At 71.4% G+C, this 26345-nt stretch carries 25 protein-coding genes and 1 tRNA gene; 10 read left to right on the top strand and 16 right to left on the bottom strand.

What is annotated here, in order from left to right:
• Nucleotides 1–16: 16 nt before the first annotated feature.
• The 8 genes from AB0K10_RS01515 to AB0K10_RS01480 all read right to left on the bottom strand — a co-directional run bounded on the left by AB0K10_RS01515 (nt 17) and on the right by AB0K10_RS01480 (nt 8566).
• Nucleotides 17–481: a hypothetical protein gene (locus AB0K10_RS01515; RefSeq protein ID WP_363678816.1), complete on the bottom strand. Its 465-nt coding sequence runs from the start codon at nt 479–481 to the stop codon at nt 17–19.
• Between the two features lie 28 nt (nt 482–509).
• Nucleotides 510–2465: a VWA domain-containing protein gene (locus tag AB0K10_RS01510; RefSeq protein ID WP_363679558.1), complete on the bottom strand. Its 1956-nt coding sequence runs from the start codon at nt 2463–2465 to the stop codon at nt 510–512.
• Entirely contained in the window at nt 2465–3925 is a 1461-nt protein-coding gene (locus AB0K10_RS01505) for a sigma 54-interacting transcriptional regulator (RefSeq protein WP_363678814.1), read from the bottom strand. Before AB0K10_RS01505 ends, AB0K10_RS01510 begins: the two co-directional genes overlap by 1 nt.
• A gap of 57 nt (nt 3926–3982) precedes the next feature.
• Nucleotides 3983–5059 carry a hypothetical protein gene (locus tag AB0K10_RS01500; RefSeq protein ID WP_363678812.1) on the bottom strand — a complete coding sequence of 359 codons (1077 nt, stop codon included), beginning with the start codon at nt 5057–5059 and terminating at the stop codon, nt 3983–3985.
• 76 nt (nt 5060–5135) lie between these two features.
• Nucleotides 5136–5786, bottom strand: coding sequence for a response regulator transcription factor (locus tag AB0K10_RS01495; RefSeq protein ID WP_363678810.1), 651 nt, complete (start codon nt 5784–5786; stop codon nt 5136–5138).
• Nucleotides 5783–7027 carry a histidine kinase gene (locus AB0K10_RS01490; RefSeq protein WP_363678808.1) on the bottom strand — a complete coding sequence of 415 codons (1245 nt, stop codon included), beginning with the start codon at nt 7025–7027 and terminating at the stop codon, nt 5783–5785. The genes AB0K10_RS01495 and AB0K10_RS01490 overlap by 4 nt, the downstream gene beginning before the upstream one ends.
• 55 nt (nt 7028–7082) lie before the next feature.
• The gene (locus AB0K10_RS01485) at nt 7083–7589 is read right to left on the bottom strand and encodes a hemerythrin domain-containing protein (RefSeq protein WP_354817962.1); all 507 of its coding nucleotides are present in this window, start codon (nt 7587–7589) and stop codon (nt 7083–7085) included.
• On the bottom strand, nt 7586–8566 hold the full coding sequence (locus AB0K10_RS01480; protein ID WP_363678805.1) for an aldo/keto reductase: 981 nt from the start codon (nt 8564–8566) through the stop codon (nt 7586–7588). The genes AB0K10_RS01485 and AB0K10_RS01480 overlap by 4 nt, the downstream gene beginning before the upstream one ends.
• A 70-nt stretch (nt 8567–8636) precedes the next feature.
• Between AB0K10_RS01480 and mgrA the strand changes: the two genes are divergently transcribed.
• A complete protein-coding gene (gene mgrA / locus AB0K10_RS01475) occupies nt 8637–9632 on the top strand; it encodes an L-glyceraldehyde 3-phosphate reductase (RefSeq protein WP_363678803.1) in 996 nt (331 codons plus the stop codon).
• A gap of 19 nt (nt 9633–9651) precedes the next feature.
• On the opposite strand, the gene AB0K10_RS01470 is transcribed toward mgrA, so the two are convergent.
• From AB0K10_RS01470 to AB0K10_RS01460, 3 genes are all read right to left on the bottom strand, one after another.
• Nucleotides 9652–10563 (bottom strand): lytic polysaccharide monooxygenase, encoded by a 912-nt coding sequence (locus tag AB0K10_RS01470; RefSeq protein WP_363678801.1) that lies wholly within the window; start codon nt 10561–10563, stop codon nt 9652–9654.
• 103 nt (nt 10564–10666) lie between these two features.
• Nucleotides 10667–12049, bottom strand: a complete 1383-nt coding sequence (locus AB0K10_RS01465) for a fatty acid--CoA ligase family protein (protein WP_363678799.1) — start codon at nt 12047–12049, stop codon at nt 10667–10669.
• Entirely contained in the window at nt 12039–13577 is a 1539-nt protein-coding gene (locus tag AB0K10_RS01460; protein WP_363678796.1) for an NAD(P)-binding domain-containing protein, read from the bottom strand. The genes AB0K10_RS01465 and AB0K10_RS01460 overlap by 11 nt, the downstream gene beginning before the upstream one ends.
• Before the next feature lie 63 nt (nt 13578–13640).
• Between AB0K10_RS01460 and AB0K10_RS01455 the strand changes: the two genes are divergently transcribed.
• The 8 genes from AB0K10_RS01455 to AB0K10_RS01420 all read left to right on the top strand — a co-directional run bounded on the left by AB0K10_RS01455 (nt 13641) and on the right by AB0K10_RS01420 (nt 22339).
• Nucleotides 13641–15155, top strand: coding sequence for an aromatic amino acid ammonia-lyase (locus AB0K10_RS01455; protein WP_363678794.1), 1515 nt, complete (start codon nt 13641–13643; stop codon nt 15153–15155).
• A complete protein-coding gene (locus AB0K10_RS01450; RefSeq protein ID WP_363678792.1) occupies nt 15145–16710 on the top strand; it encodes an NAD(P)-binding domain-containing protein in 1566 nt (521 codons plus the stop codon). Before AB0K10_RS01455 ends, AB0K10_RS01450 begins: the two co-directional genes overlap by 11 nt.
• Nucleotide 16711: 1 nt before the next feature.
• Nucleotides 16712–17701 carry an alpha-hydroxy acid oxidase gene (locus AB0K10_RS01445; RefSeq protein WP_363678790.1) on the top strand — a complete coding sequence of 330 codons (990 nt, stop codon included), beginning with the start codon at nt 16712–16714 and terminating at the stop codon, nt 17699–17701.
• Nucleotides 17698–18951: a cytochrome P450 gene (locus tag AB0K10_RS01440; protein WP_363678788.1), complete on the top strand. Its 1254-nt coding sequence runs from the start codon at nt 17698–17700 to the stop codon at nt 18949–18951. The genes AB0K10_RS01445 and AB0K10_RS01440 overlap by 4 nt, the downstream gene beginning before the upstream one ends.
• Entirely contained in the window at nt 18948–20207 is a 1260-nt protein-coding gene (locus AB0K10_RS01435; RefSeq protein ID WP_363678786.1) for a cation:proton antiporter, read from the top strand. Before AB0K10_RS01440 ends, AB0K10_RS01435 begins: the two co-directional genes overlap by 4 nt.
• Nucleotides 20208–20271: 64 nt before the next feature.
• Complete coding sequence (locus AB0K10_RS01430; protein ID WP_266249139.1) at nt 20272–20928, top strand: response regulator transcription factor; 657 nt, start codon at nt 20272–20274, stop codon at nt 20926–20928.
• Nucleotides 20925–22133 (top strand): HAMP domain-containing sensor histidine kinase, encoded by a 1209-nt coding sequence (locus AB0K10_RS01425; protein WP_363678784.1) that lies wholly within the window; start codon nt 20925–20927, stop codon nt 22131–22133. Before AB0K10_RS01430 ends, AB0K10_RS01425 begins: the two co-directional genes overlap by 4 nt.
• A gap of 83 nt (nt 22134–22216) precedes the next feature.
• On the top strand, nt 22217–22339 hold the full coding sequence (locus tag AB0K10_RS01420; protein ID WP_030490864.1) for a 50S ribosomal protein L36: 123 nt from the start codon (nt 22217–22219) through the stop codon (nt 22337–22339).
• A gap of 81 nt (nt 22340–22420) precedes the next feature.
• Here AB0K10_RS01420 and AB0K10_RS01415 read toward each other — a convergent pair whose 3' ends face one another.
• Nucleotides 22421–23071, bottom strand: a complete 651-nt coding sequence (locus AB0K10_RS01415; RefSeq protein ID WP_363678782.1) for a hypothetical protein — start codon at nt 23069–23071, stop codon at nt 22421–22423.
• Nucleotides 23072–23081: 10 nt separating this feature from the next.
• The gene (locus AB0K10_RS01410) at nt 23082–23564 is read right to left on the bottom strand and encodes a sigma-70 family RNA polymerase sigma factor (protein WP_363678780.1); all 483 of its coding nucleotides are present in this window, start codon (nt 23562–23564) and stop codon (nt 23082–23084) included.
• A 240-nt stretch (nt 23565–23804) separates the two neighbouring features.
• Here AB0K10_RS01410 and AB0K10_RS01405 point away from each other — a divergent pair, with 240 nt between their 5' ends.
• A complete protein-coding gene (locus AB0K10_RS01405; RefSeq protein WP_363678778.1) occupies nt 23805–25064 on the top strand; it encodes a hypothetical protein in 1260 nt (419 codons plus the stop codon).
• Nucleotides 25065–25088: 24 nt separating this feature from the next.
• On the opposite strand, the gene AB0K10_RS01400 is transcribed toward AB0K10_RS01405, so the two are convergent.
• The 3 genes from AB0K10_RS01400 to AB0K10_RS01390 all read right to left on the bottom strand — a co-directional run bounded on the left by AB0K10_RS01400 (nt 25089) and on the right by AB0K10_RS01390 (nt 26334).
• Entirely contained in the window at nt 25089–25451 is a 363-nt protein-coding gene (locus tag AB0K10_RS01400) for an SdpI family protein (protein ID WP_363678776.1), read from the bottom strand.
• Nucleotides 25452–25583: 132 nt separating this feature from the next.
• A tRNA-Ala gene (locus AB0K10_RS01395) sits at nt 25584–25656 on the bottom strand.
• Between the two features lie 87 nt (nt 25657–25743).
• On the bottom strand, nt 25744–26334 hold the full coding sequence (locus AB0K10_RS01390; protein WP_234583082.1) for a YqgE/AlgH family protein: 591 nt from the start codon (nt 26332–26334) through the stop codon (nt 25744–25746).
• Nucleotides 26335–26345: the final 11 nt, after the last annotated feature.

The raw sequence follows: 26345 nt of genomic DNA, 5'->3' as shown, positions 1-26345 counted from the left end.
CTCCCGAGGCTGCCGCTCAGGTGCGGAGCATGTGCAGTTGGGCCTGATGTTTGGGGAGGTGGACCCTTTCGTGCAGGTCCAGGGTGCGGGACCAGGGCAACGGCTCGTCGACGATGAGGTCGAAGCCCTCCCGCAGATGGGTCGCGACCGGGGCTTCCGCCGCCAGGCCGAGTTGATCGACAAGCCCGCACAACCGGTCGCTGGTGCCGTGCAGCAGCGCGGTCAGGCCGCGCAGGCCACCCTGCTCGGCCGCGAGCGCGTCGAGCTGCGGACGGTGGATGTCCTCCTCCAGCTCGTAGTAGGCGAACGGCGACCCGGCCAGCAGCGCCTCGCTGGCCTGGATCATCAGCTCGTCGTTGGCGACCAGATGCGCGACGATCTGCTCGGCGCTCAGCTGCCCCTGCGGCGGCGGTCCGAACCCGCCGGCGTCGACCTCAGCGAACAGAGCCCCGTAGGCCCCTCGCAACCCCGCGTCCTGCACCCCTTCAGTCAACCCTGCCCGCAGCCGTTCAGCGGCGGGATTGGCGGGAGCGGAGGTAGTCGCTGACCACGTACTCGCCCAGGTCGTCGGTGTCCGGGGTGAACATGCGGCCGCGGCTGCGTCGGGCCACCGCGTCGACGAAGCGGCGCAGACCCGGGTCGTCGCCGAGCATGAACAGGTTGAGCGTGGCGCCGTAGCGGCTGAGCTTGTCCACCTCGCGGACGGTCGCCTCGATCGTCTCCGGCAGCGGTGGCCAGTGGAACAGCGCCTCGCCGTCGTCCGGGTCCAGGTGGGCGGTCGGCTCCCCGTCCGTGACCACCAGGACCACCGGCTCGGCGTCCGGATGCCGGCGCAGGTGCCGGGCGGCCAGCCGCAGCGCGTGCTGAAGGTTCGTGCCCTGCTCCATGTCCGGCTCCACCGCCGCCAGCTCCTGCTGGGTGAGGGTCATCGCCTCCCGACCGAAGCCCACGATCTGCAACGCGTCCTGCGGGAACCGGGTCTCCATCAGGTGCGCCAACGCCAGCGCCGTCTGCTTCATCGGCCCCCAACGACCCTGCGAGATCATCGAGTACGACAGGTCGACGCAGAGCACCACCGCCGCCGAGGCCCGCTTCTCGGTCTCGACCACCTCGAAGTCGTCCACCGCGAGTTGCAACGGGACTGTCGGACCGGCCCGGCGGACCGCCCGGGTCAGCGTCCGGACCACGTCCAACGGCTGTTCGTCGCCGTACTCCCAGGGGCGGGACGCGCCGCTGACCTCGCCGGCGGCACCCGCCGAACGCAGGTCGTGCTGACCGCGCGGCCCGGCCGTCAGAGCGGAGAAGACCCGTCGCAGCGCCGTCCCGCCGAGCCGGCGCAGCGCCTTCGGGCTCAGCGTGAGCCCGTCCGCGTCCCGGCTCACCCAGCCCTGCCGGCGCAGCTCCCGTTCCAGCTCGCGCAACCGGCGGACGTCGTCGGCGGCATCCCGGCCCAGCGTCCGGGCCACCGCGTCGACGTCCACGTCGTCGAGGGTTGCCCCGGGGTGTTCCTGGTCGAGCTGGTCCAGCAGGTCGTCCAGTTCGCCGATCTCACCCAACGCGCCGGCCGCGTCGCCGTAGTCCAGTGGCTGGTCGCCCCGGACCCGCTCGCCGCGCCCCCAGCGCAGATCCGGTCGCAGCGCCCGCAGGTTCGCGTCGAGCGCGGACAGTTCCCCGGCGAGACGGTCACCGAGTGACTGCTGCATCAGACCGGCCAGCTCGGCACGCTGCCGCTCGGAGAGCGAGTTCATCAGCCGCTCACCAGCCGCTGAGCGGCGGGCCAGCACGTCGATCAGCTCGTCGACCGTCTCCGGCCGCTCCGGGAAGAAGTCACCGTGCCGGCGCATGAACTCGGCGAACGCGTCGGTGGTGTCCTCCGCGCGGCCGTGCCGGGCCAGCAGGTCGTTCAGGTCCCGCATCATCTCGGCGAGCCGCTGCTGCGCCGCCGGATCGGCGGACGCGCGCACCGCGTCGCGCAGCCCGGCGAACCGCTGACCGAGGACGTCGTCGCGGAGCTGGTCGAGGATCTGCTGGTACGAGCGGCGAGCGTCGTCGCTGGCCCACTCGTAGCCGGACAACTCCTCGACCGCCCGCGCCGTGGAGCGGGGCAGATTGTCCAGCACCGCCTCGGCGAACCGCGCGCCGTCGTCGTCGCGGCCCCGCAGCTCGTCACGCTCGGCGGCGAGGGCCTGGTCGAGCAGCGCCTGGGCTCGGGTCACGGCGCCGTCCAGGTCGCCTCGGCGCAGCGCCTCCCGGCGCAGCCGTCGCGCCCGGGCGGCCAGGTCGTCCAGACCACCGCGCCCCTGCGGGCCACGGCGCAGAAGGTCGCGCAGCGCCTCCCGCAGGCTGCCGCCGGCCAGCACCTCGGCGCCGACCGAGTCCACAGCCTCGCGTACGTCGTACGGGGGTGCGAGCGGGTCGGGCCCGCCGTTCCACTGCCCGTACCGGAACCGGTTGCCGGCCACGATCAGCCCCGGCCGCCGTAGACGGTACGACCGGTATCGGTCACGTCCTTGCCGAGCCGGCGGGTCAGGTGCAGCCCCTCCAGCACGAACTCGACCGCCGCCGCGGCCTCCTCCGGCGTGGGCGCGTCACCCAGACCGAGCCGATCGAGGACCTTGGCCAGGCCGGGCACCGTGCCCACCTGGCGCAGCAGCTCGGCCGAACCGACCAGCTCGCCGGTCTCGATGGCGGTGCCGTCCTGGACCAGGTTGGTGAACCCGGACAGGTCCAGGCCGGCCAGGTGGGCGCGGAACGTCTCGGCGGTGGCCGTCCGCAGCAGGTGGGCGAGGACCTCGATCTCCCGCCCCTCCTCGCCGCTCTCGAACTCCACCTTGCCGCGCAGCGTGCTGGTCACCGACACGGCGTCGCCGACCCGGGCCACCGCCGCCTCGGGCCGACCGTCCGGGCTGGCGGAGGCGGCGAGCAGGCCGGCGCGGCGCAGCGCGGCACCGGCGACCGTCTCGGCGGCGGCGATCGCGAACCGGGCGGAGACGCCGGAGCGCGGGTCCACCGACGGGGACTCCCGCACCGCGCGAGCGAAGCGGGCCAGCACCTCCAGCACGTGCTCCGGCACGGCGGCGACCAGGTCGGCCTCCTGGCGGATCAACGCCAGCTCCAACTCCAGGTCGACCGGGTAGTGGGTACGGATCTCCGCGCCGAACCGGTCCTTGAGTGGGGTGATGATCCGGCCCCGGTTGGTGTAGTCCTCCGGGTTGGCGCTGGCCACCAGGAGCAGGTCGAGTGGCAGCCGAAGCTGGTAGCCGCGGACCTGGATGTCCCGCTCCTCCAGCACGTTGAGCAGCGCCACCTGGATCCGCTCGGCCAGGTCGGGCAGTTCGTTGACGGCGAAGATGCCCCGGTTGGTGCGCGGCACCAACCCGAAGTGGATGGTTTCCGGGTCACCGAGGGTGCGGCCCTGCGCGATCCGGATCGGGTCGACGTCACCGATCAGGTCGCCGACGCTGGTGTCGGGGGTGGCGAGCTTCTCGCCGTAGCGCATCGAGCGGTGCAGCCAGCCGATCGGCAGCTCGTCGCCGGCCTCGGCGACCTGGGCGACCGAGGCGGGGGTGAGCGGGTGCATCGGGTGCTCGTTGAGCACCGAGCCGGCGATGACGGGCGTCCACTCGTCGAGCAGCCCGCCCAGCGCGCGGATCAGTCGGGTCTTGCCCTGGCCGCGCTCGCCGAGCAGCACCATGTCGTGCCCGGCGAGCAGTGCCCGCTCGACCTCGGGCAGCACGGTGTCGTCGTAGCCGACGATGCCGGGGAAACGGGTCTCGCCGGAGCGCATCCGGGCGAGGAGGTTGTCACGGAGTTCCTGCTTGACGGTGCGGTACTGGTGACCGGTCGCCCGCAGCGCGCCGAGCGTGCCGGGCAGGTCGGCCGGTGGAACCGGGATTACCGGGTTAGGCGCAGTCACCCGACCCACGCTAGCTCACCTTCGCCGGGGTGCCCCGGTCATCGGGGGGCACCCCCACTGCCACCCTCAGCCCCGCCCGCAGCGCCGGCAGCTTCCCCGGCGGCGCAGGTGGTACGCGTAGGCGGCCGCGCCGAGCGCCACGCCCCACACCGGCCAGAGCAGCATCGGGGTTCCGGTGGGGCTGAACCCGCCGGTGAGCCGGTAGAACTCGGGGTTGCTGAGCAGCCCCAGGCTGGCCGCGGTCACCGCGATGGCGACCAGGGCGGCCGGCACCACCGCCAGCTTCACCGGCACCCGGCGACCGGCGAGGCCGACCATCCAGCCCGGGAACCGCTCGCCCCAGCGCTGCACCAGGCCGAGGGTGAGGATCGCACCGACGGTGGCGAACGCGCCCAGCCCGAAACCGGCCCAGACCAGCCCGGTTTCCTGCATCTCGGTGAGGAACTCCCGGGAGATGCCGAGCGGGATGCCGGCCGCCCAGGCGAACCGGGTCGACGCGTACGCCAGGGGAATGGCGGCGGCGATGCCGGCGGCCCAGCGACCCCAGCGCGCGGCGGCGGCCGGGGTGGTCCAACCCCTGTCGGTGCCGTCGCGGCCGCAACCCACGCACGCCTCGGCGGTGCGGCGCTGCCAGACGAGCACCGCCCCGGCCAGCAGCAGCCCGCCGGCCAGCGCGGCGAACCGGCCGAACAGCGCCCAGTTGAGGACCTCGGAGTAGTCGATCGGCGGCCAGCCGAACGGCGCTCCGACGATCAGGATCGGCAGGTAGCCGAGGACGACGAGCACCCGGGCGTCCGGGACGACCACGGCGAGTCCGAACGCCACCGCCCAGCCGTAGCCGGCGAGCAGTGCCCGCAGCGGACCGGGCGGTCGGATCGCCGGGCGGCTCATCGCCAGCGCGGCCACGGCGGCGGTGAGCAGGACGCCGGCGAAGAGCGGGGTGGCCAGGTCCACCGGCACCAGGCGCAGCAGGTTGACGTCGCCGCCGTGGGTGTCGTTCGCGCCGAACGGGTAGCCGGCGCCGGTGAGCGTGCTCACCAGGGCGAGAACGCCCCACAGGCCGAGCCACGCGGCGGCCAGCGGGGCGAACCGGTCGGGCCACCGGGAGCCGGAGCGGGGTGGGGAGGAAGTGATCGTCGTCATGCTCTCAGCCTCGACCGACAGCCCGTCGAATCCCTCCCGGCCGGCGGTGAACCCGCTCCCCCGGGTGGGGGACCGTTCAGCCCGACGGGGTGACGAAGCCGGACTCGTACGCGGCGATGACCGCCTGCGTTCGGTCGCGGACGCCCAGCTTGGCCAGCACGTTGCCGACGTGCGTCTTGACCGTCTCCACACCGACGACCAGGTGCGCGGCGATCTCCGGGTTGGACCGGCCGGTGGTCATCAGCCGCAGCACCTCGGCCTCCCGCTCGGTGAGCCGGGCGGCGCGCAGCCGATCGCCACCCGCCGGCCCGTACGCCCCGACGAGTTGACGGATAGCGGCCGGGAAGAGCAGCGACTCGCCTGCCGCGACGACCCGGACCGCCTCCACCACCTCCGCCGGCCGGGCTCGTTTGAGCAGGAAGCCGGAGGCGCCGGCGCGCAGCGCCTCGTAGACGTACTCGTCGTTGGCGAACGTGGTGACCACCAGCACCCGGGGCGGGTCGGCGGAGGTGGCCATCAGGTGCCGGGTGGCCTGGATGCCGTCGATGCCGGGCATCCGCACGTCCATCAGCACCACGTCCGGGCGGTGCCGGGCGACCAGCGGCGGCACCTCGGCGCCGTCGGCGGCCTCGGCGAGCACCCGCAGGTCGGGTTGGGCGTCGATGATGGCCCGCAGCCCGACCCGGATCAACTCGTCGTCGTCGACGATCAGCACGCCGGTGGTCATCGCACGTCCTCGTAGGGCAGACGGGCGCGGATCAGCCAGCGGTCGCCGTCCGGGCCCACTGTGAGTCGACCGCCGAGCAACAGTACCCGCTCCCGCATGCCGTCCAGGCCCCGACCGGACCGCCCCGTGTCGGCCCGGTCGGGGCGGCTCATCGTGTTGACCAGCTCCAGTTCCATCGCGTCCGACCGCAGGTCCAGGCGCAGTGTCACAGGGCCGTGGCCGTAGCGGGCGGCGTTCGTCAGTCCCTCCTGGACGATTCGGTAGCCCTCCCGCGAGACGATCGCGGGTAGTCGGGTCGGGTCGCCGACGCGCTGCGCGTGCACAGTCAGTCCGGCCGCGCGGGTGTCGGAGACCAGCCGATCCAGGTCGGCGAGGGTACGCTGCGGCGCCGCCGAGGGCCGGTCGCCGCCGGTCTCGCGGAGCAGCCCGAGCACGTGGTCCAGCTCGTCCATCGCGGTCCGGCCGGCCTCCTCGATGGCGCTCAGTGCCCGCCGGACGAACTCCGGATCGGTGTCGAGCACCTCGCGGGCCGCGCCGGCCTGGAGGGTGGCCACGGTCAGCGCGTGACCTACCGAGTCGTGCAGTTCCCGGGCCAGCCGGTTGCGTTCGGCAAGTCGGGTGGCCCGCGCCTCCAGCGCGGCGATCCGCTCGGCCTGGGCGGGGCCGAGCAGCACCGGCGCCATGGACACGGCGAGCGCGCCGAGCCCGGCGACGGCGTAACCGAGGCCGACCAGCAGGCCCACCCCGGTCAGCGTCAGCCAGCCGCTGTCCCGCCCGTCAAGCGGCCCGAACTGCTCCCCGCTTGTCAGTTCGTCGCCCACGCCGAACTGCTGGGCGATGAACGCCAGCGCCATCGGCAGGGCACTGAACAGGGCGAACATCACCAGTGCGCCGACGATGAGGTGCGTGGCGATCCAGAGCGCGCCGCGCAGCCTGCTCTCCCGGTCGCCCCGGTGCCCCGGCGCGGGGTCGGGCAGGTCGACGCCGAGCAGCGTCCGGCAGGCGGCGATCTCCAGAGCCCGGCTGCCGTCCAGCAGCAACGGCACTACCGCGATCAACGTCGCGATCACCAGCAGGGCGTACACAAGTGGGCGGGGGATCTCCGAGTCGGTGAGCATCTGCGCGAAGGTCACCGCGAGGACCCCGTACGGCAGCGCCAGCACGCCGCCGAGCAGCAGGAACACGCCGCGTCGCCAGGTGCTGCCAGCGACCAGCGGGGCCAGTGCCGCGCGCAGGGTCATGCGGACATTCTGCTGCCGTCACCCCGGGGCGCGACTCCCCCACGGCGGGGAGATCTCAGCGGTGGTCGGCGACGTACCCCTGCGGGTCCTTGTCGCGGAACGGCAGGTCGCGACCATTCTTGTGCTCGCCGTAGAAGGTCAGCCAGCGCTGGCCCAGCTCGGCGCGCAGCTCGAAGCTGGCGTGCCGGCGGAAGTCGGGCAGCGCCTCGTCCTCCTCCTCGGCCAGGTGCTCGCTGTTCTCCCGGCGGGCCGTGCCGACGGCCTCCCACCAGGGTTTCGAGCCGACCGGGTGCAGCTTGGACTCGGCGATGGCGTCACGGATCTTGTTGTGGTCGCCGATCGCGTCGGCGGTCTCGTCCTCACCGTCGTCACCGTGCTTGACCAGGTGCGGGTAGAGGATCGCCTCCTCCGCCTCGGCGTGGATGTCCAGGTGCAGGGCGAGCGCGTCCCAGATGGCCAGCAGCTCCTGCTCGTCGCGGGCGTCGTCGAGGCGGGCGAAGCCGCGCCGGAAGGCGGCGTGGTCGTCCAGGATCAGTGCGGTGATGTCGTCCACTGTGCTCATTTCTCCGTCGGGGCGGTGATCCGGGCGCGCAGCATCCGGGGCAGCGCGGCGAGCCCGGTGACCGGGCGGAACCGTTTGGCGGCTTCGGCGAGCGCCGCGTACTCGTCGTCGGCGAGGTCGATCTCGGCTGCGGCGGCGTTGCGTTCCATCTGCTCCACGCTTGACGCGCCGGGAATGGCCACCACGTTCGGATGGTGCAACAGGTACGCCAGCGCGATCTGGCTGGGGGTGGCGTCGTGCGCCTGGGCGACCTGGCGCAGCGTGTCGATGAGGACGGCGCCGCGCTCCAAATTTTCCGGCAGGAAGTACGGGTTGGTGCGGCGGATCGCGCCGGTGGGCGGGTTTCCCGCGTCGTAGCGGCCGGACAGGAAGCCCTGCGCCAACGGGCTGTACGCGATGACGACCCGCCCGGCCTGCCGCGCGTACGGCAGCAGGTCCTGTTCGGGCGCGCGGTCCAGCATGCTGTAGCGGACCTGGTTGCTGAGCACCCGCCGGCCGAGCGCGGCCTCGGCGACCTGCCAGCGGCGCAGCCCGTAGTTGCTCACTCCCACCTCGCCGACCAGCCCGACGTCCTGCAGGGCGCGCATGCCGCGCATGGTGGTGTGGTCGGCGACGAGCGGGTTGGGCTGGTGCACCTGGTAGAGGTCGATGCTTGTGACACCGAGGCGGGCCGCCGAGGCGACCGCCCGCTGCTGCACCACAGCGGCCACCGGCAGCACGGGGAAGATCTTGCTGGCAACTATGACCTTGGGCCGGTCGTCGCCGAGCGCAGCGCCGAGGATCCGCTCGCTGCGCCCGAAACCGTAGACCTCGGCGGTGTCGAAGACGGTCACGCCCAGCTCGACGGCCCGCCGGACGATCTGCGCGGCCCGGGACTCGAAGTCGGGGCCGTAGCCCCACTCGCGGGAGCCGAACTGCCAGGTGCCGAGGCCGATCCTGGAGAGCGGTTTGGGGGTGTCGAGGGCGATGAACCGCATGGCCTCGAAACTACCCCGTTGTCCTGGTTTCCACGCCCGATCCCGGGCACGACGGGCCGCGGCTAGGCTCATGATCGTGACTTATCTCGCCCCGGATGACCGCTACGACACCATGACCTACCGGCGCAGCGGACGCAGTGGTCTGCGACTGCCCGTCGTCTCCCTCGGGCTCTGGCACAACTTCGGCCCGGACCGCCCGTTCGACAGGCAGCGTGCCATCGTCAGGCGTGCCTTCGACCTGGGCGTCACCCACTTCGACCTGGCGAACAACTACGGTCCCCCGCCGGGCGCGGCGGAGGAGAACTTCGGCCGGCTGCTCGCCACCGACCTCAGGCCGTACCGGGACGAGCTGGTCATCTCCAGCAAGGCTGGCTACCTGATGTGGCCCGGCCCGTACGGCGAGTGGGGCTCGCGCAAGAACCTGATCTCGTCGCTGGACCAGTCGCTGGGCCGGATGGGCCTGGACTACGTCGACATCTTCTACTCGCACCGCTTCGACCCGGACACTCCGCTCGAGGAGACGATGGGCGCGCTGGACGCCGCCGTCCGCTCCGGCAAGGCGCTCTACGTGGGCATCTCGAACTACAACTCGGAGCAGACCGCACGGGCCGCCGCGATCCTGCGCGACCTGGGCACACCGCTGCTGATCAACCAGCCGTCGTACTCGATGTTGAACCGCTGGACCGAGTCCGACGGCCTGCTCGACACGCTGGAGGAGGTCGGTGCCGGCTGCATCGCGTACAGCCCCCTCGCTCAGGGCCTGCTGACCGACCGCTACCTGGGCGGCATCCCGGCCGACTCGCGGGTACGCACAAGCGTCTTCCTCAACGAGAGCGACCTCAGCGACGAGAAGATGGCCACCATCCGAGGGCTCGCCGAGGTCGCCGAGCGCCGCGACCAGTCGCTGGCCCAGCTCGCGCTGGCCTGGGCGCTGCGCGACCCGCGGATGACAAGCCTCATCATCGGAGCGAGCAGCGTCGAGCAGTTGGAGACCAACATCGCCGCCGTGGGCAACCTCGACTTCGCCGCCGAGGAGCTGGCCGAGATCGACCGGCTGCTGGGCTGAACCGCGCGGGCGGCCCGGATCACCAGATCCGGCGCCGCCCGGCCCGGTGGTTGCGGACCTCGCACTGCCGCCCCACCGGGGCCGCCGCGCCACGTCGTCGCCGGCCCACGCCCACCAGCGCCAGGACCAGCACGACGGCGGCACCGGCCAGCACCGGCCACCGCGCGCCGAGGTCGGTCACCGACGCCACCGGCACGCCCGGGTCGGCCGCCGCCTTCACCGCCGCCGGGTCGGTGGCGGCGGGCTTGCCCTCGGCGGTACGCGCAGCAGCCGGCGCTGCCTTCGTCGCACTCTTCGTCGCGCCGCTTCGCGCCTTCCGGAACACGACATCGGAGCAGGAGTAGTAGGTGTCCGGCGTGTTCGAGTTCTGCCAGATCGTGTAGATCAGGTGCCGGCCGCTGCGGTCCGCCGGCAGCCGCCCCGCCAACTGGTACGCCCCGCCGCGCACCGGCGGGTCAGACACCGTCAGGAAGGGACGCGTTTCCAGATCCGCCCAGGTCAGCCGCTTGCGGGGATCGTAGTCGGGCCTGGTGACGTAGAGCCGGAAGGTGCCCCGGTGCTCGATTGTGGTCCGGTACCGGAACATGAACGTCGCGCCCGTGGTCACCTCGGTGCTCGGCCAGTCGGTGCGGGGCAGATCCAATCCCCGGTACGCGGACAGCCCTCCGCTGCACAGCTCGCCGTCCGGGATCCGTTCCCGATCCCGCCCGTTGATCGCGGCGACCCGTACGTTGTCCCACTCCCGAACCGCCGCACCCGCTTCGACGGCGGCCCGGCAGGCGGCGGTGCCCGCGTACCGCCCCTCCGGTCCGCAGGCCGCCGCCCGGCTGACCGGGTCGGTGGGGGCGCCGTGCGCCCACGCGGGTGCCGCGCCCAGCGGTGCGACCGCCACGGCGACCAGCACCACGACGAGCATCCGACGCACGCTCATGGCTTGACCTCCCGTGCACTGGTACGGGCGCGGGACGCCAAAGGTTCGACACCCGGGCCCGGGAATCGCGCGGCGGGCCCGGTGTTGCAATACCGGCGCACCGTCATCGAGCTTGCAGGAGTTGACTCTTGTCCGGCTTGCCGCTGGGCGCGAGCGGGACCCGATCGATGACCGTGACGGTTCGCGGCACCGCGAGATCGTTCACCTGTGCGGCCACCAGCTTGCACAACACGTCCGGGTCGGGCGTTCTGCCGGCCACCGGCACCACGTAGGCGTGCACGGCCTCACCTGTCGTCTCGTCCGGACCTCCGACGACGTACGCCTCAGCGACCGCGGCATCGGCGGCGAGCGCCCGCTCCACCGGCCCGGCGTAGACGATCTGCGCGTTGACGATGATCACGTCGCGCACCCGCCCGAGCAACCGCAGGTATCCGTCGACGCCGAGCTCCCCCAGGTCACGGGTACGCACCCAGCCGTCCACGAACACCTCGGCCGACTCGTCCGGGTCCTGCCAGTACGAGGATGCCTGCGCGGGTGTGCGGACGTAGATCTCCCCGTCGCGAAGGGAGACGTCCACGGCCGGACGACCGACAGTGGCGAGCGTGGCGACGTCGGCCAGCATCTCGGCGGGGGTCACCATGGCGATCATCGATGTCTCGGTCTGCCCGTAACCGTGGAAGAGCACCGGGCCCAGCACGTCGAGCGCCTCCGCCAGGCGTCCCGGCGCGAGTGGCGACCCGGAGACCATCAGCGCCCGCAGGTGACGCAGGTCCACCGGGTTGGCGCGCTGGTCCCGGATCAGCTGGTGCAGCTTGCCGACGGTGATCACGCTCGCCGTGGCCCGGTGTTCGGCCAGGGCAGCCGGGAAGACCGGCCGGGGCGCCACGACGAGGGTGCCGCCCGCGGCGAGGGCGAGGACGCCGTACTCCAGCATCACCTGACTGGCCAGCGAGCCGAAGACCAGGTAGCGCCGCAACCGGGTGGCCAGTTCGGCGACGGCCGGGGGCCATCGGTCCGGGTACGGGGCCCAGGCCGCCGACATCGCCGCGTAGGTCTGCACCGCGCCCTTCGGCGTCCCCGTGCTGCCGCTGGTCCAGATGATCCGCGCGGGATCCTCAGCCCGTCCCGCTGCGACAAGTGGCAGCCCGTCGTCGGGATGCTCGGCGAGCGAGGCCAGCCGAGCCGAGTCGACCACGAGCGAGCCGGAGAGCTGTGCCGGGCTCAGGTCGGCACGCCACCCGGACACCCGCGCCCCGACGGCGAAGGCGGCCATCGTGGCGGCGAAGGCGGCGGCGGTGACCGGCAGATCGAGCGCGACACCCACCCCGGGTCCGGCGCCGGACAAGCGCAGCCCGGCGGCGATGCGCCGGATCAGGCCCGCCATCTCCGAGGCTGTCGTGACGATCGGTCCGTCCTCGAAGACCGGCCGGTCCCCGCCGGCTGCCAGGAGGTCGAGGACGGGCTGCGGCCAGACGTCAGCGGGCATCGGCGAGGACGCCCTTGACGAAGACCTCGAGGGGCTGCCGATGCACGGTCGGCAGGTCCCAGTTGTTCTCCAGGTTCTCCGCCAGGTGGTGCATGGCGACGATCTGCCCGTCGCGCAGCACCCGGACGACGGGGTGGAGATAGCTGGCGTCGTGCGCGGCGTTCGCGTCGTTCTCGGCCGGACGCGGCACGGTGATGTCGAACGGGTCGACCTGGTCGTGGTCGGGGCCGTACTCGAGGGTGATCAGGAACGCGAACACGTCCGGCTCCGCGTCCCGCAGATAGGCGACCGGCACCTCCTCGCGGTAGCGGGCGGTTTCGCCCTCGACCGTGATGACATCGCCGAGCACCGCGAACTGCTGCCACAGTGCCGAGGTCACGTTGATCCGGGTGATGATCGAATCGGCGATCGCCTCCGGCGTCGGGGCGATCTGCCGGGACGGCCAGGGCTGCCCGTGGTGCCGCTCGCGGAGGATGTGGTGCAGCGCGCGGGTGGCATAGCGGAAGCCGTGGATGAAGCCGTTCGTGGACTTCTTGAAATCACGCTGCTGACTGAGGGTGCCGGCGAAGTAGAGACCGGGGACGTTCACCGACTCGAAGGCAGGCGTCTGCGCCGGGAACCGATCCTTGATGACCAGCTCCGGCCGGGCGGACTCGGCAAAGATGGTCGCGTCGAAGCGGAATCCGGTACAGAGGATGACCCGGTCGTACTCGAGCTCGCGCAGATTCTCGACCGTTCGGGCGTACCGGAAAAGCACCCGGAACCCGCCGCCCTCCCGCTGGCTGATCTGTTCCACCGTGCCGTCCAGGACGGCGTTCTGTGACTTGAGCTGATAGGTGTCCAGGAAGTTGTTGTTCACCGCCCGCAGGTGCCCGACGTAATGGGTCTGCCAGGCCAGCTTGATGGAGTGCGGCCCGGCGACGTGAATCGTGGCGGCGGTCTCGACGAGCGCGTCCGCGGTCTCGAAGGCCGAGTTGCCCTTACCGACGATCAACACGCGCTGGTTGACGAAATCGGCGGGTTCGACGCTGACGGTGTCGTACCGTTCGGCCAGGTGAGCGCCCTCGATCGGTGGCACGTAGAGCTCGGAGACGCCGGTGGCGACGACGACCCTGCGTGCCGTCCAGCTCTGGTCGCCGGCCTGCACGGTGAACACGTCGTCGGCCTTCGACACAGAGGTCACCCGGGTGTCGTAAACGACGTTCAGACCCCGCGCAAAGTCGGCGAGATACCGCACGAGATCGTCCGCGGCGGGAAAGTAGCGTGTGCTGTAGCGCTTGAAGAGCAGCGCCGGATCGTCGGTCAACAGCGAGTTCCAGTCCGACCGTAGATTGAACTCCGGGTCCTCCGACCCGGTCCACACCTTGTTGATCGAGATCAGCTGGCGATGCCGCGGATAGGTCTCGAAGAATGTACCCGCCCGTGGGCCGCCCTCCAGCACCACGTAGTCGTGACCGTCGCGCTTGAGCAGGGCTGCGAGCTGCAGGCCTGCCGGCCCGGCTCCGATGATCAGGCAATCGTGCGTCATGGGCCGCAATTTACTGAGGCAATTTCAGAGTGCTCTGAGAAATTGCCTCTAGCATCCGCTCCCATGACGATTGAGGTGGATCTGGCCTTACCCCTGCGCCTCGCCGACCTGCGTGTCGCCGCAGGCCCGGTCACGGTCGTGGTCGGCGAGGAGGTGCGCGGTCGAGTGGCGACCGGCCGCACATTCCTCGCCAAGGCACTCGGCGACGACAGGGCGATCTACGGTGCCACCACCGGCTTCGGGGCGCTCGTCGGTTACGCGGGCCGCGCCGACCAGCGCGACCAGGCCGACAACACCCTCGCTCACCTCGGGGCGGGCCAGGGCCCGGACCTCGCCCCGGACGTCGTGCGCGCGACGCTGCTGGTCCGCGCCTGGTCCCTGGCCCGGGGCGCCTCGGGGGTCTCGCCGCACGTGATCGACGCGCTCGCGGCCATGCTTGGCACGACGTTCACGCCGGCGATGCCCCGGCTCGGATCGGTGGGAGCCAGCGGTGACCTGATCCCGCTCGGTGCCGCCGCTCAGGCGTTGCGCGGTCGCGGGCACGCCTACCTGGACGGCGTCCGGATGCCCGCCGGGGATGCCCTGACGAAGGCCGGCCTGGAGCCGCTGCCGCTCGATGGCCGGGATGCGCTCGCGCTTGTCAACGGCACGTCGCTCACCACGGCGGCGCTGGCCCTCGCCCTGGGCCGGGTCCGCATCTCGCACCGCGTGGTGCAGACGTTGACCTGTCTGCTCGCAGACCTGCTCGGCTGTGATCCGCAGTTTCTCGATCCCGCCCTCCTCGGCGCCTACGGTCACCCGGGCGCCATCGGGGTCGGCGCCGCGATGCGGGCGACCTCCGCCGGCCTGCGGAAGTCCGGCACGAGAGCGTTGCAGGAGCCCTACAGCATCCGTTGCGCGCCGCAGCTACTCGGAGCGGCCGAGGACGCCCTGCGCTATGTCGACGGCGTCGTGTCGGCGGACCTCGGCGGGGTGAGCGACAACCCCCTGTTCTTCCCGGCCGACGACAAGGTCGTGCACGGTGGCAACTTCTTCGGCCAGCCCGCCGCGTTCGCCGCCGACGTCCTGTCCATGGTGATCGCCCAGGTCGGCAACCTCGCCGAGCGCCAACTCGACCTGCTCGTGGATCCCGGACGCAACGGCGGACTGCCGCCGATGCTCGCGGCGGGACCAGGTCAGCAGCACGGGCTGCAGGGCGTACAGCTCGCGTCGACCGCGCTCATCACCGAGATCAGGCGCGACTGTGTGCCCGCAAGCCTGCAGAGCCTTCCCACCAACCTGCACAACCAGGACGTCATCCCGCTCGGCACGCAGGCTGCTCTGCGCGCCCTGGACCAGGCGGAATTGTTGCGCCTGATCACCGGGTCGCTCGGGCTCGGGCTGCGCCAGGCGGTGCACGTGGGGGCGCGCCGGCCCACGGCGGCGGGCTGTGACGGCATCCTCCGAGCCTTGGAGGAGATCCCCCCGATCGACCCGGACCGGCCGCTCGACTCCGACGTGCGAAGGGCAGCCGCGATTCTGGAAGAGCTTGAAATCTCTCTGAATTCCGGCTCGTACGGTGAGCGCCGTGACGCTTGATTACCTGATCATCGGGGCCGGTCCGGCCGGCCTTCAACTCGCCGCCCTGCTCGAGGCCGAGGGCAGGTCTGACTATGTGGTCCTGGAGGGCGCCGACGGGCCGGGGGCGTTCTTCGCCACCTATCCGCGGCACCGCCAACTCATCTCGATCAACAAGCCACACACGGGCACGGACGACCCCGAGCTGAATCTGCGGCTCGACTGGAATTCCCTGCTCACCGACGACCCGGCGCTGCTGTTCACGCAGTACACCGAGCGGTACTTCCCGGATGCCGAGGTGATGGTGCGCTACCTCGCCGACTTCGCGGCGAAGACCGGCGTCAAGGTCAGTTACGACACTCGGGTGACGCGTGTGTCCAGGCACGACGACGTGTTCACGGTCGAGGCCGGCGACCGGCGCTGGGAGGCCCGCGCGGTGATCGTCGCCACCGGTGTGTCGAAGACCTACGAGCCGGACATCCCGGGGTTCGACCTGGCCGAGGGGTACGACGTGATGAGCGTCGAGCCACGGGACTACCTCGACCAGAAGGTGTTGATCATCGGCAAGGGCAACTCGGCCTTCGAGACCGCCGAGAACCTCATGGAGACCACGACACTGATCCACGTCGCGGGGCCCAGTTCGGTCCGGATGGCGTGGCGCACCCACTACGTCGGGCACCTGCGCGCGGTGAACAACAACTTCCTCGACACCTATCAGCTCAAGTCGGCAAACGCGATCCTGGACGGCACGATCAAGAGCATCGAGCGCGACGGCACGGGCTACAAGGTCGCGTTCAGCTTCTCGCGGGCGAACGAGGTCGTGAAGGAGCTGCATTACGACCGGGTGCTGGCGTGTACGGGATTCCGTTTCGACGACTCGATCTTCGACTCCTCGGCGCGGCCACAGCTCGCCATCTCAGACCGGTTCCCGGCACAGACCGAGGCCTGGGAGTCGGTGAACGTCCCCGGGCTGTTCTTCGCCGGGACGATCTCTCAGGAGCGCGACTTCAAGAAGTCCACAAGCGGCTTCGTGCACGGTTTCCGCTATGCCGTGCGCGCACTGCACAGGATCCTGTCCCGCCGCTACGACGCCACGGCCTGGCCGTTCGACAAGCTCGCCGTCGAGCCGGCGGCCATGACCGCGGCCGTCATCGAGCGGGTCAACCGCAGCTCGGCCCTGTGGCAGCAGTTCGGATTCATCGCCGACGTGCTCACCGTCGCCGGACCCGAGGCCCGCTACCACGAGGAGGTACCGGTGGCCTACTTCGTGTCGACGGGCCTCCGCACCGCCGAACACGACCACGACCAGGCGTTCGTGATCACTCTCGAGTACGGCCCCGACCACGACCAGGTCGACCCGTTCGACATCACCGTGTCCCGCGTCGCTCAGGACGTCGTGGGGCAGGCACACGATGCGGCGTACCTGCACCCGGTCGTCCGTTACCACCGCGACGGCCGGCTGATCAGCACGCACCACCTCGCCGAGAACCTGGAGAACCGGTGGGACCGGCCGGACGTCCACGTACGGCCGTTGCAGGAGTTCCTGGGTCGCTGCCTCGCCGGCGCCGAGGGCTGACATGGACCCGGTTCACCAGGACTTCTTCGAGGGTGGGGCCGGGCGGGAGCGCACCCTGGCCGCCAACGAGCGGGCCTTCGAGCGACGGTGGATCGTGCCACGGGTGCTGCGGGCGACCGGCGAGCGGGACCTGCGGGCCTTAGTGGCCGGCACCTCGCTGGCCGCGCCGGTCCTGGTCGCTCCGACGGCCTTCCATCGGCTCGCGCACCCGGACGGCGAGGCGGCCACCGCGCGGGGGGCCGCGGCGGCCGGCACGACGCTGGTGGTCAGCATGGCCGCCACCCAGCCGGTCGAGGAGATCGCGGTGGCGGGCGGGACGCTGTGGTTCCAGTTGTACCCGCAACCCGACCTCGACTTCACGGAGTACGTGGTCAAGCGCGCCGAGTCGGCGGGTTGCCGAGCGCTCGTGGTGACAGTGGACTCCCCGGTGTTCGGACGGCGCGAGCGTGACATGCGTAACGGCTTCACGGACCTGCCGCCCGGCTACGCCTGCGAGAACATGCGCGACGCGACCGGAAGGGTGCGCTCGATCGCGATGGACGCGACGGTGGGCTGGGATCGGATCACGTGGCTGCGCGGCGTCACGCCCCTGCCGATCCTGCTCAAGGGCATCCTGCATCCCGCGGACGCCCGACTCGCCGTCGAGCACGGCGTCGCCGGTGTGATCGTGTCCAACCACGGTGGACGACAGCTCGACGGGACCATTCCCACGCTCGACGCGCTGCCCGCGGTCGTGGCGGCCGTGGATGGGCGGATCCCGGTGCTGCTCGACGGGGGTGTGCGCTGCGGCACCGACGTGGTGATCGCGCTGGCGCTCGGGGCGGAGGCGGTGCTTGTGGGGCGCCCGGTGGTGCGGGGGCTCGCGGCGGGCGGGGCGGCGGGCGTACGCGAAGCTCTTGAGCGACTCACCACCGAGCTGGATCAGGCCCTCGCCCTGGCCGGAGCGCGGCGGCCGGCCGATCTGACGCCCGACCAGGTGACGACCCGGTGAAGGCAGTGGTCGACCTGCGGGAGTGGATCTTCGAGCGGGTCAACGGGACCGAGGGCATTCCCGTGCCCGGGCCGCTGGTGGGGCCGGAGGACTTCCTCCGGGTCTACAGCGATCCGGCCGCCGACGGGCGCAGCCGCGGGGCCGGCCTGTCGGACCTCTTCTGGTACTGGCTCGCGCCCGGCCCGCAGATGCATCAGGAGCACCTCGAGCCCGGCGAGCGGTACAGGACTGTCGCGCGGACGACCCGGCAGGTGCTCGCCATGCCGCACGCGCGCACCGACGAGCTGGCGACGGCCGCGACCCGGCGGATCCTCGACACGCTCCCGACTGGCCGGATCAGCCACGTGCGACTACGTGACCTGATGATGCCGATCTGGGCCGAGATCTCGTACGAGCTGGTGTTCGGCGCACCCTGCCCGCGCGACGTCCGCGATCTCATCGTGGCGAACGCGGACGACGTGGCGACCGCCCTGAAGGGGATGAGCCTGCGGCACATGTCCCGGCGGAATCGTCTGACTAGCTACCTGCTGGACCGGATCACCTCCGGAACGTGCCCGGTCGTACTGCCGCCGCCCTTCACCGCCCTGGAGACCGCCTGGTACCTGCACGGCGCGTTCTTCACCACGGCAGTGGTGCAGATGTCGGAGGCCATGGCCCACATCCTGCTGTGCTCGGGGTCCGTCACGGACACGTCGAACGAGTCGCTCGACCGGTTGATCGACGAGACGCTCCGCGTGCATCCGCTCTTCGGCATCGCGCACCGGATCACCTCCGGACCCATCACCGTGGGCGATCACGTCCTCCCCACCGGATCCGTGCTCCTCTTCAACTACCGGGCCTATCAGCGCACCGGTCCCGCCGCGGACGATGCGTTCAACCCGGACCGCTGGCTGTCGTTACACCGGCAGGACGCCCACTTCATCCCGTACGGCGTGAATGCCAACCGGGCCTGTCCGGCGCGCGGTTCGGCCCCCGTCCAGCTACGCGCGGCGACCCGGGAGGTGCTGCGGCGCTTCTCGGTCAGCTCGTCGGCAGAGCACACCCGCTCGCTGCCGAGTCGCGGTCCCGCGTACCTGACGCCCCGGGGTCTCCCCGGTCCCGGCCGCAGCCGGCTCACCCTCATGCGGCAGCGCGACCGGATCTTCGACGTGGGGCGCTCGGTCAAGCAGTTGGTCTGCGGTACCTGGATGGTCGTCGACGCCCGACGACAGAAGTTGTGCACCCGTTTCTTCGAGGAGGCCAGCGCGTGACCCCCAGCGAACTCGCCCCGCGGTTCTTCATCGCGGTCGCGGTCATTCTTCTCTTCTGCAAGTTGGTCGCCTGGCTGCTCGGCAAGGTGGGCCAGCCTCCCGTCGTGAGCGAGATGCTCGCCGGGGTGCTGCTCGGCCCCTCGCTGCTCGGCCTGCTCTGGCCGGGCGCGCAGGCCGTGCTCTTCCCCGCGCCGCTGCTGCCGATCCTGTACGTGGTCGGCCAGGTGGGCCTGGTGCTGTTCATGTTCCAGGCCGGGTACGCCTTCACCTCCCACCGGGTGACCGGGCTCGCGGGCACGGCGGGCGCGGTGTCGCTCGCGGGTGTCACCGCTCCGCTGGCGCTGGGGGTCCTGCTGGTCCTCGGCACGGCGGGCTTCGTCCCGATCCGCACGGACGGTGTGCCGCTCGGTGTGTCCGCGGCGTTCGTCGGCGTGGCGCTGGCGATCACGGCCTTTCCGATGCTCGCCCGGATCATCACCGAGCGCGGCCAGACCGGCACCCGCCACGGGTTGCTCGCCCTGGCCAGCGGCGCGATCGACGACATGGTCGCGTGGATCATGCTGGCGGTGGTGCTGGCGTTCGCCTCGGGCTCCGTCGGCCCGGCCCTGGTCTGCGCGGGTGGCGCGCTGCTGTTCGGGGTGGCGCTGTGGCTGGGTGGGCGGCGGGTGACCGGCTACGTCATGGGGCTCCCGGGCGATCGCGCGCGGCTGCTCGGCACTGTGGCGCTCCTCTTCCTGGTCGCCTGGTACACCGACGAGATCGGGCTCTACGCGGTCTTCGGCGCCTTCGCGGTCGGCGTGGTGATGCCACGCTCCGCGCAGACCGACAAGGTGGTCGACACGCTGACACCGATCGCCGCGACGGTGTTCCTGCCGCTGTTCTTCACCTACTCCGGGCTGCGCACCGAGTTCGCGCTGCTGGGCAACCTGGCCGTGCTCGGCTTCGCCGCCGCGTGCGTGACAGTGGCGATCGTCGGCAAGTTCGGCGCCTGCTGGGCCGCGGCCCGGATGCGCGGGGAGCCGAACAGGGTCGCGCTGCGCGTCGGCGCCCTCATGAACGCCCGGGGCCTGATGCAGCTGATCGCCCTGAACGTGGGACTGGAGGCGGGCATCGTCAACACGTCGCTGTTCACGGTGCTGGTGGTGGTCGCGCTCGTCACCACACTCATGACGACGCCGCTGCTCACCTGGATCGAGCGACGCGAGGCACGCGTTCCCGCTCCTACACCGTCGCTCGTGCCCGCCGGAACCCCCTAACATGTTTGTTTGAGGAGACAAGTTTCATAGACAACGATACCCGTCTATCTGTCACGATCGCTGTATGACTCGACTCCTGCTCGTCGAGGACGACTCGGAACTGCGCGGGATGGTGGCCGAGACACTGACCGGCGAGGGATACGTCGTCGACCAGGCCCCCGACGGCCAGCGCGGCCTGCACCTGGGGCTCACCCGGCCGTACGACGTGATGGTGATCGACAGGCGCCTGCCCGCCCTCGACGGGCTGGACCTGGTCGTCCGGCTGCGCTCCCGTGCGGTGGCCGCCCGGGCACTGCTGCTGACCGCGCTCGGCACCGTCGAGGACCGGATCGCCGGCCTCGACGCGGGCGCTGACGACTACCTGACGAAGCCCTTCGACCTGGACGAGTTGAGCGCCCGCATCCGAGCCCTCTGCCGCCGGACCAGCGAGTCCACCGAGGTGCTGCGGCTCGGGTCGGGCCAACTCGACCTCTCCGTACGTGACGCCGTTCTTCCCGACGGCACCCGGATCGCCCTGTCCGCACGCGAGTTCGAGCTGCTGCGGGTCCTCGCGGCCCGACCGCACACCGTCCACTCCCGCTCCGAGCTACGCAGCCGGGTCTTCGACGAGGCGGCCGCGGCGTCGCTTGTCGACACGTACGTCTACTACCTGCGCCGCAAGCTCGGCCGCTCGGTGATCCGGACCGTGCACGGCCTCGGCTACCGGCTGGGCACCCTGTGAGCTTCGAGGACACCATGCTGCGCCGGGCCAGGGCCCGGGTGAGTCTGCTCGTCGGGCTCGCCATGACGACGTTGCTCGCCCTGGGCGCCGCCATCTCCTATGCCGCCCTGCTGCGCAACCAACACGAGCAGATCGAACGAGAGCTCGACTACGGCGCGGTCCACGGCACCATCGCCGGGCCGCCGGGCTGCAGCTGGATCATCCTGTACGACGGCGGCCGCACCGACTCGGGCCGGAACCCGCCCCCTCCGGGCTTCCCGCTGCGGTCCGCCATCGACGCGGTGGCCCTCGACCACCAGGTCCGCAGCGACAAGGTCGAGCGCAACGGCACTACCTACTACGTCCGTACCCAGCCCCGTGGGACCGGCGTCGTGCAAGCGGTGTTCGACGCCCGTTTCCAGCTCGCCGACAGACGTCATCTGCTCGCCGCCTTCCTCCTCGCCGCGATGGTCGGCCTCGCCGCGGCAGTGCTCACGGGCATCACCGTGGGCCGCCGGGCCGTGGCGCCGCTCGCCGAGGCGCTCGGCCGGCAACGCCGCTTCGTCGCCGACGCCAGCCACGAGTTGCGCACCCCCATCGCCCAGGTCCACACCCGCGCTCAGATCCTGGCCCGCCGCGCCGGCGCCGACCACGCCGACTACGACCGCCTGATCGAGACCACCCGGCGGCTCGGCGAGATCGTCGACGAACTCCTGCTCTCCGCCCGCCTCGCCGCCACCCCGGCCGACCGGCACCCCTCCGAGCCCGTCAACCTGGCCCTCCTCGCCGCCCAGGCCGTCGACTGTGAGGCCGACCGCGCCGCGGAGCAGGGCGTCCAGTTACACCTGACCGTCCCGGACACTCCGGTCCTCGTCCCCGGCATCGCCTCGGCCCTGCGCCGCATGGTCGGCGAACTGCTCGCCAACGCCCTCACCCACACCCCGGCCGGCGGTCGCATCGACGTCTTACTGCGTACCTCCCGCCGTGGCGCGGACCTGGTGGTCAGGGACAGCGGAGCCGGCTTCGACCCGGCCGACGCGGCACACCTCTTCGACCGCTTCCATCGTGGCGCCGGGGCCAAGGAACGGCGCTTCGGTCTGGGCCTGGCTCTCCTGCGCGAGGTGGTCACCAGCCACGGTGGGACGATCTCCACCGACAGCCGGCCCGGCGCCGGGGCGACCTTCACGGTCCGTCTACCGACGATTCCGTCACGAGCCTCCGTTTGACCGCCTCGGCCCGTTGCCGCGGGAATCCCCGGGGTGGGCGCGGCGTTTCGATACTCGGAACCGCTGAGACCGAGGAGGCAGACATGAAGGTACGTAGCTCGTTGCGTGCGCTGAAGCAGAAGCCGGGTTCGGTGGTGGTCCGCCGTCGTGGCCGGGTGGTCGTGGTGAACCGCGCGAACCCGCAGTGGAAGAGCCGCCAGGGTTAATCCGCCCCCTACCGGACATACTTGACAAACGCCCCGACCGGAGTGACCCGGTCGGGGCGTTTTCGCGTACGGCTGTCCGGGTCAGCTCACGACGGAGCGGCAGTTCATCGGGGCGCCCTTCGGCACCAGGGCCCAGGCCACCTTCGCGTAGTCCCCGCCCTTGTGCACCGGGAAGACGCTGAAGTGCAGGATGCTGCCCTTGGGCATCTTCGCCGGCGCGATCACCCACTCCGAATCGCCGTAGACGCCCTCCTCGTTGGCCCCGTCGATCCGGTCGAACGTCAGGACGTCCTTGATCTGGGGCAGTTCCCTGCCCTCCGGCGTACACATGACGCCGGACTTGACGACTACCGGAACGCCGGCGTCGGCCAACGCCTTCTCCAACGCGTCGGGATTGATCACCTGCTTGGACTTCAGGCGCAGCTGCACCGACCCGTCGGCCCGCTTGGCCACGGAGAACGCCGCAGGTTCCATGACGGGCGCCGTGGCGTCACCCGCCGATGCCACCGGCGCGGTGCCGCCGGCCGGAGCCGAGCCGGAAGGGCCCGAGCCGATCGGCAGAGCCAGCGCGAGGGCGGCCACGGCGGCGAGCCCGCCACCGGCGACCACACCGAGCACGCCCTGGTTACGCCGCCGCGTGCGGCCGCGCTTCTCGATCGCCTCGACCGGACGGTCCATCCGCACGTCGGTGAGAGTCTTCCTCATCGCGTTCAGCACCTCATCCTCGTTCATATCGAATCCCTCAGGTGGTTACGGGCACGAAGTGCACCCGCAGGGCCGCAGTGGCGCGAGACAGATGGACGGCGACGGTCCGTGGCGAGATGCCCAGTTCAGCGGCGACGGTGTTGGTGTCCAGGTCGAGCCAGACCCGCAGCAGGATCACCTCACGTTGCCGTTTCGGCAGTTGACGAATGGCGGCCAGCACCGCCTCGTCGACGTCGCGGACGTCGTCGTCGAGCCGGGGCAGATCGTGTCCGTCGAGGGCGACCTCGCGTCGACGCCGCCGCCACCAGGACACTCGGATGTTGAGGGCGGTACGCACCACCCACGCCGCCGGTGCCGGATGCCGGCTCACCTTGCGCCAGGACGCCCAGGCCCGCGCGAACGCCTCAGCGACCAGGTCTTCCGCCAGCGCACGATCCCCCGCACTGGCCAGTACGGCACGCAGGCAGTTGTCCCGGCAGCGCTGGTAGAAGTCCGCGAAGTCCTTCCGCTCTTGCTCCACACCTGGCACACGCATGAGCACCGCGATTCATTTACCGCAGCCGGAAAAAATTGCCCGAGGCCGTCGACGGGCACCGTGGTCGCGATGGTCCACAGGCTCACACACCACCGCGGCCCGACCGGCGGGCGGCGGAGCCCCGTCGATGGCATCATGCCCTGATACCGAGCATGTTCATCGATCGAGGGGGCGGCGGTGCGCGGAGAAGACAGGCCTGCGGCGGGACGGCGTACGCGGAGGTTCGTGGCCGGAGCGGTCGGCGCGTTGGCGGTGCTGGCCGCCGTTCCGACGCCCGCCCAGGCCGCCACGTGGACACCGGAGCAGGTGGTGTCCGAGGCCGGCTGGAGCGGGCAGGACCAGCCCTTCGTCGCGGTCGACCGCGACGGTGACTCGCTGCTCGCCTGGGCAGGTTGCGACAGCAGCGCGAGCGGCTGTTACGACCAGGTCAAGGCGCAGACCGTCTCGGCCGGCGGCGTGTGGGGCCCGATCCAGACCCTCTCACCGCTCGGCGCCTCGGCGTCCTGGCCCAAGGTCGCCTCCGACGACGACGGCGACTCCGCCATCGTGTGGAGGCAGGACAGCCGCGTGGTGGGCCGCCGGGTCTCCGCGTCGGGCGAGCTGGGCCCGCTGCAGACGATCTCCACCTGGACCGCGATCAGTCCGGCCGTCGCGGTGGACCCCACGGGTCAGGCGCTGGTCACCTGGACGGAGATCAGCGACAGCGCGTACATCACGAAGGCTCGCTACTTCGGCGCGGACAGCTCCCTCGGCCCGGAGCTGACCCTCGGCGTGGGCGGCGACCAGCCCGCCGTGGCGATCGACCGCGCCGGAACCGCCCTCGTCGTCTGGTCGGAGGACTACCAGCGGGTCGTCGCGCGACGGGTCCGCCCGGACCAGGTCTCGCCTCTGCGTAGCGTCGTCGGGGCGGCCACCGACGTCAGTCAGGGCACCGTATCGGTCGCCCTCGACCGGGACGGGGACGCGGTGATCAGCTACCGGTGGTCGAAGGCGGGGGCGCCGCCTCGCCTGCGGGTGCGGCAGTACAGCCACACCGACACGCTGGGCAACGTCATCGCCGTGTCGCCCGCCGCGCACGAACTGACCTTCCACGACGAACTCGCCACCGACCTGGACGGTGACGCGGTGCTGACCTGGGGCCGCTGGACCCCGGAGGGCACCCAGGTGTTCGGTCGTACGATCTCCAGCGCCGGCACCCTCGGCACGGTCACCAGGCTCGGTGTCGGCGACTGGCCGAAGGTCACCCTCGACGACGACGGCGACGGCCTGGTCACGTGGAACAACCCCAGCCCGGACTTCTCGACCACCCGGGTACAGGCCAGGACGATCGGGCCGGACGGCGCGTTCGGGGCGGCCGAGATCCTCTCCCCGGACGGGCGCTTCGCGCAGCCCGCGTCCAGCCCGACGGGCCGATTCTCGGTGATCTGGCAGAAGACCTCCTACCCGTCCGACATCCGGGTGCGCTTCGGCGGTCAGGCGAGCTGAGCGAGGACGCGACCGAGCATCGGCTCAATGCCCGTCCTGGACGTCGAGCGCGGCACGGTTGCCGACGTAGCCCAGGTAGAACAGGTAGGGCACGACGAGCACCGCCAGCACCAGGACCGCGACGATCACCGGCGGGTCGCCCAGGGCGGCACCCAGGCCGACCGGCAGCGGGGACACGACGGCCAGCGCGATCCCGGTCCGATACAGCGGCCGTTCGATGCGCCGGTGCGCCGCGTACCACTGCGTGGTCGATCTCGTGGTGGCGGTGGTCCGCACCCCGGGACTGCGATATCTGTCCACCGACGGCCGCAGGGCGGCACGGGCGGTGTATGCGACGAGCCACCCCAGGAACGCGTAGACCACCGAGATGAACGATCCCGCCAGCACCACCCACCTCCTGACGTGTCAGGTGCGGATGATTCTAGGTCGCTGCCCGCCGGGGTGCTGGTCGCGGCGAAGTCGGTGGGAACACCGAAACGCCCTGGCCGGATCATCCCGGCCAGGGCGTTCGTCGCAAGGTGGAGCCGAGGGGACTCGAACCCCTGACCCCCACACTGCCAGTGTGGTGCGCTACCAGCTGCGCCACGGCCCCTTGCTGTCGTCCCGGTCGCCCGGGCACTGGGAAACTATACACAGACTGGCCCGCATGGTCATCTCGCGGGGTCCCCGCCCGGCCGGGTCAGTTGAGGGCCACGTCCGGCGGGAAGTGGGCGACGGCGGCCATCATGCCGCCCTGCCGGCGCAGCACCATCGGCCAGAGGTCGTCCGGGCGGTCGACGAAGGCGTCGCCGGGCAGGGCGTCCAGCAGAAACCAGGACCCGTCGGCGATCTCCTGCTCCAACTGCCCGCTGCCCCAGCCGGAGTAGCCGGCGAAGACCCGGATCCCGCCGATGCTCTCCCGCAGTTTCTCCGGGTCGACGGAGAGGTCGATCGTGCCGACCGCGCCGGAGACCTGATGGAAGCCCTTGAGCCGGCGTAGCGGTTGCCGCATCCGGGCCAGGCAGATCGCCGAGTCGGGCTGCACCGGGCCGCCCTCGAAGAGCACCGCCGGATGACGGGCCAGGTCGCTCCAGTCACCCAGCACCTCGGCGACCGGCACCTCGGTGGCCCGGTTCAGGACCACGCCGAGCGCGCCGCCCGGCTCGTGGGCGACAAGCAGCACCACCGTACGGTCGAAGTTCGGGTCCTTGAGCGCCGGAGTCGCGACCAGCAGCCGCCCGGTCATCGACTCCATCGCTCGTCCGCCGATCGCCTGGCCCTCTCCCTGCATCCCACCTACCC

The sequence above is a fragment of the Micromonospora sp. NPDC049274 genome (assembly GCF_040678875.1).
Classification (GTDB): Bacteria; Actinomycetota; Actinomycetes; order Mycobacteriales; family Micromonosporaceae; genus Micromonospora.
This window is presented reverse-complemented; position numbering and strand designations above follow the sequence as displayed.

Bases quoted from the DNA above. Each gene is read 5' to 3' on its own strand.
- AB0K10_RS01500 (WP_363678812.1), bottom strand. From the start codon at position 5,059: ATGACGACGATCACTTCCTCCCCACCCCGCTCCGGCTCCCGGTGGCCC.
- AB0K10_RS01495 (WP_363678810.1), bottom strand. From the start codon at position 5,786: ATGACCACCGGCGTGCTGATCGTCGACGACGACGAGTTGATCCGGGTC.
- AB0K10_RS01490 (WP_363678808.1), bottom strand. From the start codon at position 7,027: ATGACCCTGCGCGCGGCACTGGCCCCGCTGGTCGCTGGCAGCACCTGG.
- AB0K10_RS01485 (WP_354817962.1), bottom strand. From the start codon at position 7,589: ATGAGCACAGTGGACGACATCACCGCACTGATCCTGGACGACCACGCC.
- AB0K10_RS01480 (WP_363678805.1), bottom strand. From the start codon at position 8,566: ATGCGGTTCATCGCCCTCGACACCCCCAAACCGCTCTCCAGGATCGGC.
- mgrA (WP_363678803.1), top strand. From the start codon at position 8,637: ATGATCGTGACTTATCTCGCCCCGGATGACCGCTACGACACCATGACC.
- AB0K10_RS01470 (WP_363678801.1), bottom strand. From the start codon at position 10,563: ATGAGCGTGCGTCGGATGCTCGTCGTGGTGCTGGTCGCCGTGGCGGTC.
- AB0K10_RS01465 (WP_363678799.1), bottom strand. From the start codon at position 12,049: ATGCCCGCTGACGTCTGGCCGCAGCCCGTCCTCGACCTCCTGGCAGCC.
- AB0K10_RS01460 (WP_363678796.1), bottom strand. From the start codon at position 13,577: ATGACGCACGATTGCCTGATCATCGGAGCCGGGCCGGCAGGCCTGCAG.
- AB0K10_RS01455 (WP_363678794.1), top strand. From the start codon at position 13,641: ATGACGATTGAGGTGGATCTGGCCTTACCCCTGCGCCTCGCCGACCTG.
- AB0K10_RS01445 (WP_363678790.1), top strand. From the start codon at position 16,712: ATGGACCCGGTTCACCAGGACTTCTTCGAGGGTGGGGCCGGGCGGGAG.
- AB0K10_RS01430 (WP_266249139.1), top strand. From the start codon at position 20,272: ATGACTCGACTCCTGCTCGTCGAGGACGACTCGGAACTGCGCGGGATG.
- AB0K10_RS01420 (WP_030490864.1), top strand. From the start codon at position 22,217: ATGAAGGTACGTAGCTCGTTGCGTGCGCTGAAGCAGAAGCCGGGTTCG.
- AB0K10_RS01415 (WP_363678782.1), bottom strand. From the start codon at position 23,071: ATGAACGAGGATGAGGTGCTGAACGCGATGAGGAAGACTCTCACCGAC.
- AB0K10_RS01390 (WP_234583082.1), bottom strand. From the start codon at position 26,334: ATGCAGGGAGAGGGCCAGGCGATCGGCGGACGAGCGATGGAGTCGATG.